11 protein-coding genes are annotated in these 12721 nt (G+C 70.2%); 9 read left to right on the top strand and 2 right to left on the bottom strand.

The features are described 5' to 3' along the window. Positions 1-247, top strand: a 247-nt coding sequence (locus D893_RS08085; protein WP_146220544.1) for a transposase, incomplete at its 5' end; no start/stop codon positions are given. Between the two features lie 64 nt (positions 248-311). Here the strand turns inward: D893_RS08085 and D893_RS08090 are convergent. Continuing rightward, positions 312-1082, bottom strand: coding sequence for an HAD family hydrolase (locus D893_RS08090; RefSeq protein WP_018946221.1), 771 nt, complete (start codon positions 1080-1082; stop codon positions 312-314). A gap of 125 nt (positions 1083-1207) precedes the next feature. Here D893_RS08090 and dksA point away from each other — a divergent pair, with 125 nt between their 5' ends. Genes dksA through D893_RS08125 form a run of 8 tightly spaced genes read left to right on the top strand, consistent with a single transcriptional unit; the run spans position 1208 to position 12098 of the window. Continuing rightward, the gene (dksA, locus tag D893_RS08095) at positions 1208-1657 is read left to right on the top strand and encodes an RNA polymerase-binding protein DksA (RefSeq protein WP_018870927.1); all 450 of its coding nucleotides are present in this window, start codon (positions 1208-1210) and stop codon (positions 1655-1657) included. Between the two features lie 57 nt (positions 1658-1714). After that, positions 1715-2647 (top strand): tRNA glutamyl-Q(34) synthetase GluQRS, encoded by a 933-nt coding sequence (gluQRS, locus tag D893_RS08100; RefSeq protein ID WP_026288892.1) that lies wholly within the window; start codon positions 1715-1717, stop codon positions 2645-2647. Between the two features lies 1 nt (position 2648). Further along, a complete protein-coding gene (locus tag D893_RS13810; RefSeq protein WP_018870925.1) occupies positions 2649-2819 on the top strand; it encodes a hypothetical protein in 171 nt (56 codons plus the stop codon). After that, complete coding sequence (locus tag D893_RS08105) at positions 2809-5748, top strand: sensor histidine kinase (RefSeq protein ID WP_018946223.1); 2940 nt, start codon at positions 2809-2811, stop codon at positions 5746-5748. The genes D893_RS13810 and D893_RS08105 overlap by 11 nt, the downstream gene beginning before the upstream one ends. Next, the gene (locus D893_RS08110; protein WP_110619509.1) at positions 5745-7067 is read left to right on the top strand and encodes a sigma-54 dependent transcriptional regulator; all 1323 of its coding nucleotides are present in this window, start codon (positions 5745-5747) and stop codon (positions 7065-7067) included. The genes D893_RS08105 and D893_RS08110 overlap by 4 nt, the downstream gene beginning before the upstream one ends. Further along, positions 7064-7636 (top strand): RNA 2',3'-cyclic phosphodiesterase, encoded by a 573-nt coding sequence (gene thpR / locus D893_RS08115; protein ID WP_018946225.1) that lies wholly within the window; start codon positions 7064-7066, stop codon positions 7634-7636. Before D893_RS08110 ends, thpR begins: the two co-directional genes overlap by 4 nt. Further along, positions 7633-8160 (top strand): hypothetical protein, encoded by a 528-nt coding sequence (locus tag D893_RS08120; RefSeq protein WP_018946226.1) that lies wholly within the window; start codon positions 7633-7635, stop codon positions 8158-8160. The genes thpR and D893_RS08120 overlap by 4 nt, the downstream gene beginning before the upstream one ends. Positions 8161-8219: 59 nt before the next feature. Then, on the top strand, positions 8220-12098 hold the full coding sequence (locus tag D893_RS08125) for an AAA family ATPase (RefSeq protein WP_110619510.1): 3879 nt from the start codon (positions 8220-8222) through the stop codon (positions 12096-12098). 10 nt (positions 12099-12108) lie between these two features. Here D893_RS08125 and D893_RS08130 read toward each other — a convergent pair whose 3' ends face one another. Next, the gene (locus D893_RS08130) at positions 12109-12606 is read right to left on the bottom strand and encodes an HPP family protein (protein ID WP_018946228.1); all 498 of its coding nucleotides are present in this window, start codon (positions 12604-12606) and stop codon (positions 12109-12111) included. Positions 12607-12721 lie beyond the last annotated feature (115 nt).

Genomic DNA, 12721 nt, shown 5'->3' on the forward strand with positions numbered 1-12721 from the left:
CCAGCGGCAACCGCGGCTGGCGAAGACGGGGTCAAGCGGTCTGCGACGCAAGCTCTACATGGCAGCGATCGCCGCCGCGCATCACAACGCCGACGTTCGGGATCAATACCAGCGCCTGTTGCGGCGTGGGAAGGCGAAGATGGCCGCGATCGGCGCCGCAATGCGGAAGTTGCTCCACATCGCCTTCGGTGTGCTGAAGTCGCAGCAGCCGTACCAACCTCGCTGTAGCACCGGTTGCAGCCAGTAAGCGAGACACGGTATCTACAGGGCGAACCCTGGCCCCCGGTGGGAGGCCGGCCCTCCGGCCGATTTCACGACCGGGCGTGGTCGAACCAGCGGCGCAGGGTGGCCACGTCCACCATGTCCCCGTCCAGCGCCACCCCGCCCAGCGACCGCGCCGGGGCCCCCGGTTCGCCAAAGCCGTCCAGCACGGCCAGCGCCCCGGAAAAATCCTGGTCGCGGGTGTAATCGTTGGTGGTGACGACCACCTCCAGCCCGGCATCACGGGCCGAGCGCACCCCGTTGTCCGAATCCTCCAGCGCCAGCGCGTCCGCGGCCGTCAGGCCCATCTCGGCCAGCGCATGGGTGTAGATGTCCGGGGCCGGCTTCTTCGCCGGCACGATGTCGCCGGCGGCGATCACCTCGAAGCGCCCCGGCCCCTCCTCGCCCAGGGTCGCGCGCAGCAGCGCGGTCACGTTCGCCGGCGTGGTGGTGGTCGCGATCGCCAGGCGCAGACCGGCCGCGGCGGCCTCGTCCAGCAGGCGCTCCACCCCCGGGCGCAGCGGGATCGCGCCGCCCTCCAGCATCGCCACGTAGTGGCGGGTCTTGGCCTCGTGCAGGGCCCGGATGCGGTCATCGATGCCCGATTCCTCCAGCACTCGGGGGTGGTCTTCCGTCAGGTACTGGCGGATGCGTTCCTTGCCGCCGGTCACGCGCAGCAGCTCGCCATAGCGCTCCATGCTCCATTCCCAGTCCAGTCCGGCCTCGGCAAAGGCCCGGTTGAAGGCCACCCGGTGGCCGTCGCGCTCGGTGTCGGCCAGGGTGCCGTCGACGTCGAAGATCAAAGCCTGCAGGGATGCCATGAAAAAACCGCCTCCGCGCGTAAATCAGAACATGTTAATGGGATGAAATGATGGCACACCACTTGCTCGTGCCCCCCTTCTCTGGTACTAAGTGCGCCTTAATTTCGAGCCGGAGAACACCCAGCATGGCTGAAGACGCCAACGCCAAGCCGTCCACGAAACACATGGTCGCCGGAGGCATCGCGCCCTACGAGCCGAAGCCGGACGAAGAGTACATGAATCCGGACCAGCTCGAGCATTTCCGCCAGCTTCTGGAGGCCTGGCGCGAAGAGCTCGCGCAGGAAGTGGATCGCACGGTGGGCCACATGCGCCAGGACGCGGCCAACTTCGCCGATCCGGCGGACCGCGCCACCCAGGAAGAAGAGTTCGGCCTCGAACTGCGCGAACGCGATCGCGAACGCAAGCTGAGCAAGAAGATCGACGAGGCCCTGCGCTCGATCGAGAGCGGCGATTACGGCTACTGCGAGGCCTGCGGCGTGGAGATCGGCATTCGTCGGCTGGAAGCGCGGCCCACCGCGACGCTGTGCATCGACTGCAAGCAGCTGGCCGAGATCAAGGAAAAGCAGATGGCGTGACGGGTCCCGGTGCGGCCCGCACCGGGCCGCACCCGCCCGTCCCCCTGCCCGCCCGGCATGTCATCCGCGCCCGACCGCCCGTACGTCGGCCGCTTCGCGCCCACGCCCTCGGGCCCCCTGCATGCCGGTTCCGTACTCGCCGCCGTCATCTCCTGGCTGGACGCCCGCGCGGTCGGCGGGCGTTGGCACCTGCGCATCGATGACATCGACCTCCCGCGCGTCCGGGCCGGTGCCGAGGATGCGATCCTCGCCACTCTCGACGTCCTCGGCCTGGGCTGGGACGGCCCGCTCACCCGCCAGTCGAACCGCGACGACGCCTACGCCGCGGCCGTCGACCACCTGCTGCAATCCGGCCATGCCTTTGCCTGCGCCTGCACCCGGCGCGAGATCCGGACCGCCGGCGTCGCCGGCTGGGAAGGCCCGGTCTATCCGGGCACCTGCCGCCCGGGGCTGCCCCGGGGACGCGAGGGGCGCTCGCTGCGTGCCCGCGCCGCGACCCGTCACTGGACCGTGGAAGACCGCTTCCAGGGCCCCCTGTGCCTGGATCTGGAGGCCCTGGGCGGGGATTTTGTGATCCGCCGTGCCGGCGGGCTGCATGCCTATCAGCTGGCGACCGTGATCGACGATCACGAACTGGGCGTGACCGACGTGGTGCGCGGCATCGACCTGCTGGGGTCCACCGCACGCCAGCTGCAGCTGTATGCGGCGCTGGGGCTGGCCCCGCCGGAGCATGCCCACCACCCGGTGCTGGTGGGTGGTGACGGCGACAAGCTCTCCAAGCATACCGGCGCCGCCGGGGTGCATGACGATGCGGCCCGCCGGGTGCTGGCGCGGATCCTGGAGATCATCGAGCTGACGCCCTCGGATCCGCTGTGCCCCGATGCCCCGGAGGTCCAGCTGAATGAGGCCCTGAACCACCTCGCTCGGCGTCCACTGGCCCGGCGGCTGCCGCCTGCCAGCCACCTGCCCTGGCCCGACGGAGAAGCCTGACATGGACACCTCGCACGGCGTCCTGATCACGCTGCTGGGCGTGCTGCTGTTCCTCGGCCCGCCGGTGCTGTGGCTGGCCGGAGCCGCGCCGGCCTGGTGGTGGCCCTTCGCCATCTGGGCGGGCTTTGTCGGCGTGGTGGCACTGGCCACCGGACGGCGGCGTGACCCTTAGCCTGGGCCTCATCTATGCGGTGGGCGTGGCCTACCTGGCGATCCTGTTCGGCATCGCCTTTGTTGCCGACCGCAGCTCGCGGGTCGGCCGTCTGGCCGCCAGCCCGTGGGTCTTCAGCCTGTCGCTGGGGGTGTACGCCACCTCCTGGACGTTCTACGGCAACATCGGCTTTCTCGCCGAGCAGGGCTATCTTTACCTGACCATCTATCTCGGTGTGACCCTGGCCTTTGCCGCCACCCCGTGGCTGCTGCGACCGCTGCTGCGCCTGACCCGCGAGCAGCAGCTCACCTCGCTGGCAGACCTGTTCGCGTTCCGCTACCGCAGCCGCCTGACCGGGCCGGTGGTCGCGCTGTTCATGCTCGCCGGAGTCCTCCCGTACATCGCCCTGCAGATCAAGGCGGTCACCGAATCCGCCGCAGTACTGACGGCCGAGACCCCGCCCCACCTGCTGGCGCTGGCGTTCTCGGTCACCATCGCCGCGTTCGCCATCCTCTTTGGTGCCCGCCACATCGCCCCGCGCGAAAAACACGCGGGGCTGGTGCTGGCCATCGCCTTCGAGTCGCTGATCAAGCTGATCGCGATCCTCGGCATCGCTGGGGTCGCGCTGTTCGCGGTGTTCGGCGGACCGGCCGGACTGAACGAATGGCTGGACGCCAACCCCGGGGCCACCGAGGCACTCTACGCCCCGGTGCGCGAGGGCGGCTGGTTCGCGATGATGGTGCTGGCCTTCGCCGCCGCGTTCCTGCTGCCGCGCCAGTTCCACATGCTGTTCACCGAAAACATCGATCCGCGCGCCCTGAACCGTGCGGCGTGGGCGTTTCCGGCCTTCCTGCTGTTGCTGAACCTGCCGATGCCGGTGCTCTACTGGGCCGGCGAGGCGGCCGGGCTCGCGATCGACCCCAACTACTACGCCATCGGCATCGCCGGGTGGCTGGACTCGGCCACGCTGGCGCTGCTGGTGTTCATCGGCGGGGTCTCGGCAGCCAGCGCGATGATGATCGTGACCACCCTGGCCCTGGCCCACATGGGCACCAATTACCTCACCCCGATCGGCCGGCTACAGGAAGACGACGCGCCGGGCAGCAACCTGTACCGCCGCCTGCTGTGGGCCCGCCGCACCTGGGTGGTACTGATCATCGGTCTGGGCTACGCCTTCTACGGCGTGCTGCAGGTGGTCGAAGGGCTGGCCGAACTGGGCCTGATCTCGTTCGCCGCCGTGGCCCAGCTGCTGCCGGGGCTGGCCGGGCTGCTGTTCTGGAACCGGGCCACCCGCTTCGGCTTCCTCGCCGGCCTCGGTGCCGGCATCCTCGGCTGGATGTTCACCCTGGTGCTGCCACTGCTGGACACCGCCGGCATCCTGCCCGGCCTGCCGGACCCGCGGAACTGGCTGCAGGCCGGCCATCTCGACCCCTGGACGTTCGCCCTGACCCTCAGCCTGGGGGTCAACGCGCTGCTGTTCGTGGCGGTATCCCTGCTGACCCGGCCCAATCCGGAGGAGCGCGAGGCCGGCCGTGCCTGTTGCCCGGGCGACGCCACCGCGGGAACCGCCGGCGGGCTGCCGCTGGCCGGTGACGTGGGCGAGATGGAGACCGCGCTGGCCGCTACCCTGGGTCCGGGACCGGCGCACCACGAGGTGCAGCGGGCGCTGGACGAACTGGGCCTGCCGCGCCACACCCGTTCGCGCAGTGATCTGCGGCGCCTGCGCGAACGCATCGAGCGCAACCTCTCCGGACTGCTGGGGCCGGTGCTGGCACGCATGATCGTCGACCAGCACCTGCGCCTGGACGCCGCCGGCCGCCATACCCTGGGCGAGAGTCTGCGCCGGGTGGAGGAACAGCTGGAGACGCGCGCCCTGCCGCTGTCCGGGCTGGCCGCCGAACTGGATGCCCTGCGCCGTTTCCACCGCCAGATCCTGCACGAACTGCCGTTGGGCGTGGCCAGCCTGACCGCCAGCGGCGAGATCACCGGCTGGAACCAGGCCCTCGGCCAGCTGACCGGCATCCCGCCGGACACCGCCACCGGGCAGCCGCTGGACAGCCTGCCGCGACCCTGGCGGGGGCTGCTGACGGCGTTCATCGAGAGCCCCGACCGACAATGGTACAAGCTGCATCTGGAACTGGAGGACGGCGGCCGGCGGCTGAACCTCCACAAATCCGACCTGCTGGATTCCGAGGGGCGGCGCGAGGGACGCATCATCCTGATCGAGGATGTCACGGACCGCGCCCAGCTGGAGGCGGAGATCGCCCACAGCGACCGCCTGGCCTCGATCGGCCGTTTCGCCGCCGGGGTCGCGCACGAGATCGGCAACCCCCTGACCGGCATCGCCTCGCTCGCGCAGACCCTGCCGCTGGAAGACGACCCCGACGAGATCCGTGCGATCGCCGACGACGTCCTGGCACAGACCCGTCGCATCAACGACATCGTGCAGTCGCTGATCACCTTCGCCCATGCCGAGGAACCGGCCGGCAGCCGGTTCGAAGACCTCGACCCCGCGGAACTGATCCACGAGGCCATCCGCCTGACCCGGCTGGCCGGCCGCAAGGACCTGCACTTCGTGACCTCCGGGCTGGACGCCCCGGGGCTGCAGGTCCGGGGGGCCCGCGGGCCCCTGCTGCAGGTCTTCATCAACCTGCTGACCAACGCCGAACAGGCCTCGCCCGAGGGGGCCACGGTGCGCGTGGGCGCGGAACGCCGCGACGGACGCGTCCGGGTGGTGGTGGAGGACGAGGGCACGGGCATCGAGCCCGACAGCCTGGACCGGCTGTTCGAGCCCTTCTTCACCACCAAGCCCACCGGCCAGGGTACCGGGCTGGGGCTGCCGGTCGCCTACTCCATCGTGCAGGATCACGGTGGTACCCTGACCGCCAGCAACCGCCCCGAGGGCGGCGCCCGCTTCCTGCTCACGCTCCCCGGAGGAGATCCGTCATGACGCGCATCCTGCTGGTGGACGACGAGGCCCCGATCCGGCGTGCGGTGAGCCGCTATCTGGTCCACCACGGCCTGACGGTGGACACCGCGGAGGATCTCGCCCGGGCACGCGGGCTGCTGGCGCGCGGCGAGCCGGACCTGCTGCTGGCCGACCTGCGCCTGCCCGACGGCGAAGGCACGCAGCTGCTGGGCGAGACCCGCGCGCCGGTGGTGATCATGACCAGCTACGCCTCGGTGCCGTCGGCGGTGGAGGCGATGAAAAACGGCGCCGCGGACTACATCGCCAAGCCGTTCGACCACGACGCCCTGCTGCTGACGCTGCGGGCCACCCTGCGCCGACGCGCCGGCGCGCAGCCCGACGCGGACGCGGAGCGGGACACCGGCAGCGACGACCTGGGCCTCAAGGGCGACAGCCCCGGTATCCGCCACCTGCGCGAACAGATCCGCCGCATCGGACAAACCGAGTCCACCGTGCTGCTGCGCGGGGAATCCGGCACCGGCAAGGAACTGGCCGCGCGGGCACTGCACCGTCTGGGGCCGCGGGCCGGCGGTCCCTTCGTCGCGGTCAACTGCGCGACCATCCCCGAGGGCCTGGTGGAGGCGGAGCTGTTCGGCCACGCCCAGGGGGCCTACACCGGGGCCGTACAGGCCCGCACCGGCCTGATCGCGAGTGCCCACGGCGGCACGCTGTTCCTCGACGAGATCGGCGAACTCGCCCCGGCCGCCCAGGCCCGCCTGCTGCGCTTTCTGCAGGATGGCGAGATCCGGCCGGTGGGATCCAGCGAGGCCCGGCAGGTGGATGTCCGGCTGCTGGCCGCTACCCATCGTGACCTCGAGCGCATGATCGCCGACGGCGGCTTCCGCGCCGATCTGTATTACCGCCTGCGGGTGCTGGAACTGGCGATCCCGCCCCTGCGCGAACGACCGGAGGACATCGAAGTCCTGGCCCGGCATTTCCTGGCCGAACGCAGCTCCGCCGGCGGCCCGCCGGAGCTGACACCGGCGGCCCTGGAGCTCCTGCGCCGCCATGACTGGCCCGGCAACGTCCGTGAGCTGGCCAACGCACTGGAACGCGGCGCGGTGCTGGCCCCGGAAGCACGTATCGAGCCCGCGCACCTCGGCCTCGATGCCAGCGCGCCAGCCGCCAGCGGCCCCGCGTCCCCGGAGCCCCCGGCGAGCACCAGCCTCAACGACTACTTCCGCCAGTTCGTGCTGGAGAATCAGACCCGCATGAACGAGACCGAACTCGCCCGTGCCCTGGGCATCAGCCGCAAGACCCTGTGGGAACGCCGCCAGCGCGAGAACCTGCCGCGCCCGTGAACGCCGTGACTGCCACGCCCGCCGAACGCCGGGTCTTCTTTGCCCTGTGGCCGGACTCGTCCACCCGCGATGCCCTGCATGCGCGGGCCCGGGAACTGCCGGGCCCGGGGCGTCCGGTACCGCACGCCCACCTGCATCTGACCCTGGCCTTTGCCGGCACCGTGGATGCGTCGGTCGCCGAGGCCCTGGCGCAGGCCCTGCCGGCGTTCCCGGCACATGCCGTGGACCTGCACCTGGACCGCTACGGGCATTTCCGCGGTGCCCGAGTCAGCTGGATCGGGCCCTCATCCATCCCGCCGGCGCTGGAGACCCTCGCCAGCGCCGCGGCCCGGGCCTGCCGTGCCGCCGGGGTCCGGCTCGAAGAGCGCCCGTTCCACCCGCACGTGACCCTGCGCCGCCACGCGCCGACGCCGCCCGAAGTCGAGGCACCGGCCGTCCCCGTGGTCTGGCATGCAAACCATCTGGTGCTGATCGAATCCGGTCGTGACGGCCACCCCGGCCCCTATCGCGTGCTGGCGGAGCGTCACCTGCTATCTTCAAGTAATGCATCCGACGGAGGCGACCGATGACACACGACCATTCCCCGATCTCCAGCTCGATCTCCGGCCTGTTCCGCGGTCTGGCGCTCCTGCTCCTGCTGGCCCTGGCGCTGCCCGCACTGGCGGACAAGCCGGGCGACGATCGCGCCATCGACGGACTCGAGGAAGGACGCATCCTCTGGGACGTGACCCTGGGCGATCCCGAACGCCTGATCGCCCGTCTGGACGTGATCCTCGAGACCCGCGAAGACATGCAGCGCCAGGGCCTGGAACCGCACATGATCTTCGCCTTCCGTGGCGGGGCTGCCGGACTGGTCGCGGAATCCACCGATCATCTCGACCTCGCCGACGCCGACGCGGTCGAACGCCTGCACGACCGCCTGCAGGACCTGCAGGGTCTCGACAACGTGCACATGGAGGCCTGCAGCATCGCCACCCGGCGCTTCGATCTCGGACAACGGGACCTGCTGCCCGGCATCGAGCTGGTCGGCAACACCTTCCTGTCCATCATGGGCTACGAGCGGCAGGGGTACAGCACCATCCGCATCGACTGACACCACCCCGCCCAACCCTGGTGCTCCAGGGGTCATGCAGCGCCCCGGCCAACACTGGTATGATCCGAATGGCCGGTGGTCGGCACGGGGGGAAGGCCTTGGCGCAACTGGAGATCACGACGCTCGGGACCGAGCGGGTCAGCGTGGACGACCGCGAGATTCCGGCCCTGTCCGGGACCAAGGCCGGGCTGCTCCTGACCTATCTGGTCGCCGAGAGCCCCCGCCGTGTCCCGCGCCGCGAACTGGCCGAACTCTTCTGGCCCGAACTCGATTCCAACAACGCCCGCGTCAATCTGCGTCAGGGCCTGTTCCAGATCCGCCGCCACCTGGGCGACACCCTCGCGGAAAACCTGCAGGCGGCGACCCGCGACGTCGGCTTCCGGCTCGACGATCGCTGCCACGCCGATTTCCTCCGGATCACTGCCGAAGACACCTCCCTCGCGACCGCGTACGTCGCTCCGCCCGAAACCAGCCCGGATGACGCCCTGAACCTTGCCGACCGCGAGCTGGCACGCCTGGAACTGTACCAGGGGCATTTCCTCGCCACCGACGCGGTGGCCGAAGGCCTGCCCCGCCTGGAGGCCTGGGTACGACAGCAGCGCGACGTCCAGTGGTCGCATGCGCGCGCCTCGGTCGAGCGCCTCCACGAATATCTGCGGCGGGCGGGCGAACCGGAACGCGGGATCCGCGAGATGCGTCGCCTGCTGGACCTCGCCCCGGCAGACGAGGCCCTGAATGCGGTGTTTCTGCGGACCCTGCTGCTGGCCGGCCAGCCGGCACGTGCCGAAGAACACTATCGCCGCGTCGAACAGCTCCTGGAAGAAACCGACGGCTACGCTCCCGGGCCGGCGCTGACCGAAATCCGCGAACAGCTCGAACGCGCGCGCGATGAAGGTGCCGCGCAGCGGACCGACCGCGCTCCGGCCTCTGCCATCGGCCTGCGCCAGGAGCGCCGCCGGCTGGTGCTCGTGGTCTGCGATCTGCGGGCCCCCGAACACCTGGACATCGAAGAACAATGGGAACGGATTCGTACGGCGCTGGAAACGCTGGACGCTCTGTTGCTGGCGCATCACGGCCACGTAGTACGCGCCCCGGGACAGGGCCTGCTGGCATATTTCGGCTACCCGGCCGGGCGCGAGGAGGCCATGATGGACGCGGTCCGGGCGGCCTGGCAGGCCCTGGGCACCGCGCCGTCCGGGGTCGAACTGCGCGCGGCGGTGGACATCGACACCGTGATCACCGGTGACGACCCCGACATCCCCGACCCTGCCGGCCGTTTCACCGCACGCGTCCAGGCCATCGCGCGTTCCCTGCGCCCCGGCATCCTGTGGGTGTCGCCCGAGCTGCGGGAAAACCTCGAAGGTTTCTTTGAATTCCAGCCCTGGCGCGGACGTCCCGGCGGCTTCCGGGTCATCGAAGACCCGGGTCCGCGCGACCGCGTGGATGCGCGCCCGGCGACCCGTCAGGCCCCGCTGGCCGGCCGCGATGCGGAACTGCGCCGCCTGCGGGGCGAATGGGACCGGGCGCGTCGTGGCGGCTCCCGCTGGGTCCTGATCCAGGGCGAGGCGGGCATGGGCAAGAGCCGTCTGGCTCGCGGCCTGGCCGAACAGGTGGATGGTCACGGCGTGGTCCGGGCCCTCAAATGCCGCGAGGACACGGCCCGCCAGCTGCTGGCCCCGGTACGCCAGACGCTGGGACGATGGGCGGCCACACGCAACCGCCAAGTGGCGGCCGAACGCCTCCTCCGCAGGCTCCTGCAACGCCACGGCGAAGCTGCGGAAAAGGCCGCCGCCATTGCCGGCTGGCTGACCCGGCCCGCCACGCCGGACCATGAACTGTTCGGCTCCGGAAACGTCGACCGCGACCACCTGCTCGACGCCCTGGTGGACCTGACCCTGACCGGCATGCGCGGCCGGGCTCTTCTGCTGATCGTGGATGACCTGCACTGGATGGATTCCGCGACTTCCGAATTCCTGCGGCGACTGCACCACCGCAGCCGCGATGGCGCCCTGATGGTGGTGTTCACCGCGCGCATGAGCTATCGCAGCGAATGGCGCGACGTGGAGATGGAGTCCATCGTTCTGCAGGGGCTGGACAATGCGGCGGCCGGGCATCTGGTGGCCGCGCTGGACCCCGGCCAGGCCCTGCCACGCGCGGTACGCGACGAACTGGTCGCGCGGGGCGAGGGCGTCCCCCTGTTCCTCGAGGAGCTGACCCGCTTCGCCCTCGAACACGGGCACCCGGGCACTCCCGGCGATGAACTGCCCCCCGGCCTGAACAACCTCCTGATCGCGCGCATGGAACAGCTGGGGCCGGCGCGCGAACTGGCACGTGCGGCAGCGGTCATCGGGCGCGATTTCAGCGTCAATATCCTGGCCCGGCTGCTCGAACGCTCCACCGATCACGGCCGCCAGCAACTGGGACTGCTGATGCGCAAGGGGTTCGTCGAACCGGCCGGCGCCTCCGAGGGAAGCCTCTTCCGTTTCCGCCATGCGCTGTACCGGGAAAGCGCACTGGAAGCCATGCTGCGTTCGGAGCGCTCCCGGCTGCACGACCGGCTCGCGGATCTGCTGCAGGAAGAGGCGGAACGTCCGTACGGCACCCCGGCCGGCGGCCGGGTCGCAGTGCACCTGCACCAGGCCGGTCGTTACCGCGAAGCGGTGACCCACTGGCTGCAGGCCGGTGAACAAGCCTTTGCCCGCGGCATGCTGCCGGAAGCGGCGCAGCACTTTCAGGATGCCCTCGACTGCCTCCAGAACGACCTCGCCGACAGCGCCTCGCTCAACGAGGCCGACACCCTGCGGGCCCTCAGCGGGCTGGGGTCGGCCAGCCTGGCGCTGATGGGCTACGGCTCGCGCACGGTCCACGGCCTGTTCGAACGCGCGGCGGAGCTGTCGCGGCCCGAGCGCGACCCCGTGGAGCATTTCCGCGTACTGTGGGGGCTGTGGCATGGAGCCGGATCCTGTCAGGGCTTCGACGAAGCCGCCCGCCTTGCGCACGAAGCGGAGATGGTGGCGGAGCGTTCGGGTGATCGTCTGCTGCGGATCGCCGCCAGCTACGCCCAGGGCAACACCTGCTTCTGGACCGGGCACTTCCGCCAGGCCATGGACCACCAGACAAGGGCACTGGAGCTCTACCAGCCGCGCGATCACGCGCACCTGATCGCCCGCCACACCGAGAACCCCGCCATACTGTCACGCGCCTTTTTCGCCTGGACGCTGCTGTTTTCCGGCAACCACGAGCGAGCCTGGGTGGAGATGGACCGGGCCTGCCAGCACGCCGACCAGCTCGATCACCGGCCGACCCAGGCCTTCGTTTACAGCTTTCGCTCGGCCCTCGGCTTCTTCGCCGACCGCCCGCACGAAACACTGGCGGCCTCGCGCAAGGCCCACGACATCGCCGAGGCCTACGACTACCCGCTGTGGCGTACCGGGGCCATCGCGGTGTCCGCCTGGGCGCGCACCCGCCTGGGCGATGACCAGGCCGTGGACATCATCCGCGAGCAGGTGGAGATCATGCGCGGCGTGATGGACGGCGTCAGCACCCTGTTCCGGCTGTTCCTGCTGGACGCGATCCGGCGCGGAGCCCCCGATCCGCAGGAATGCCTGACGATCGCCGATGCGGCACTGGCCAGCTCGCTGCAGCGCGGCGACCGCTGTTTTCAGCCGACCATCCGGCTCCAGCGTGCCCGCAGCCTGCTGGAACTCGCGCACGGGGCGGATCCGGAGGGGTGGCAGGAACTGGAACGGGCACGCGCCGATGCGCGGGAACAGGGCAATCCCAACGTGGAGCGTCTGGTGCTGCTCGAGGTCGAACGGCATGCCCGCGACCCCGACTGGCGGCAATGGGTGGCCCGCAGCCTGCGCCAGGTCGACCAGTGCATCATCGGCAACCCGGGTGCCGAGGCCCTCAGCCACGACCTGCCGCGCGAGGCCTGATCCGCGCGGCTCACACCAGGTTGCGAAGCCAGCCGCGCAGCATGTAACGGATCAGGGCCAGCAGCAGCACCGCCACCACCGAGAACAGCACATGCGGGAGCGACATCCCGAGGATGGCGAACGCGATCGCGTTCCCGGCCGCCGGCGGATGGGCCGTGTCCGAAATGAGCATCACCAGACTGGCACTCGCCAGCGCGGCCCCCGCCGCCATCGCGAGGGCGGCATCGCCGTTGCCGAACACGCCCGCAGCGTACGGTACCGACCACAGCCAGCCCACTGCGATGCAGAGGACGTGCCCGCCGATCAGCCGGCGCGCGGTGGCGGTCGGATAATGCGGCATCGCGAAGGTAATGAACGCGCTGGAACCAATGGCCGCCACCACGACCACCTCGGTGACCATACCCAGTCCCGCCACCAGCCCCGCGATCACCAGAAATGCCACACCCACCTGCTGCAGGTAATGCTGCGGATGCCGGAAAAACTGACGGTCTATGAGGTAGAATTTCACGCTGCGGTTTCCGGGGGAGTGGCGGAAGCCGAAGTTTAGGCAAACACCCAACGGGGGTACACCTCCGGATTTTCTGGACGGCCACGCCGGTCCGGTCCATTATTCTGCCAAAGGG

This window comes from Thioalkalivibrio sp. ALE21 (assembly GCF_003208255.1).
Classification (GTDB): domain Bacteria; phylum Pseudomonadota; class Gammaproteobacteria; order Ectothiorhodospirales; family Ectothiorhodospiraceae; genus Thioalkalivibrio; species Thioalkalivibrio halophilus.

Bases quoted from the DNA above. Each gene is read 5' to 3' on its own strand.
- D893_RS08110 (WP_110619509.1), top strand. From the start codon at position 5,745: ATGACGCGCATCCTGCTGGTGGACGACGAGGCCCCGATCCGGCGTGCG.
- D893_RS08090 (WP_018946221.1), bottom strand. From the start codon at position 1,082: ATGGCATCCCTGCAGGCTTTGATCTTCGACGTCGACGGCACCCTGGCC.
- dksA (WP_018870927.1), top strand. From the start codon at position 1,208: ATGGCTGAAGACGCCAACGCCAAGCCGTCCACGAAACACATGGTCGCC.
- D893_RS13810 (WP_018870925.1), top strand. From the start codon at position 2,649: ATGGACACCTCGCACGGCGTCCTGATCACGCTGCTGGGCGTGCTGCTG.
- gluQRS (WP_026288892.1), top strand. From the start codon at position 1,715: ATGTCATCCGCGCCCGACCGCCCGTACGTCGGCCGCTTCGCGCCCACG.
- D893_RS08120 (WP_018946226.1), top strand. From the start codon at position 7,633: ATGACACACGACCATTCCCCGATCTCCAGCTCGATCTCCGGCCTGTTC.
- D893_RS08125 (WP_110619510.1), top strand. From the start codon at position 8,220: ATGATCCGAATGGCCGGTGGTCGGCACGGGGGGAAGGCCTTGGCGCAA.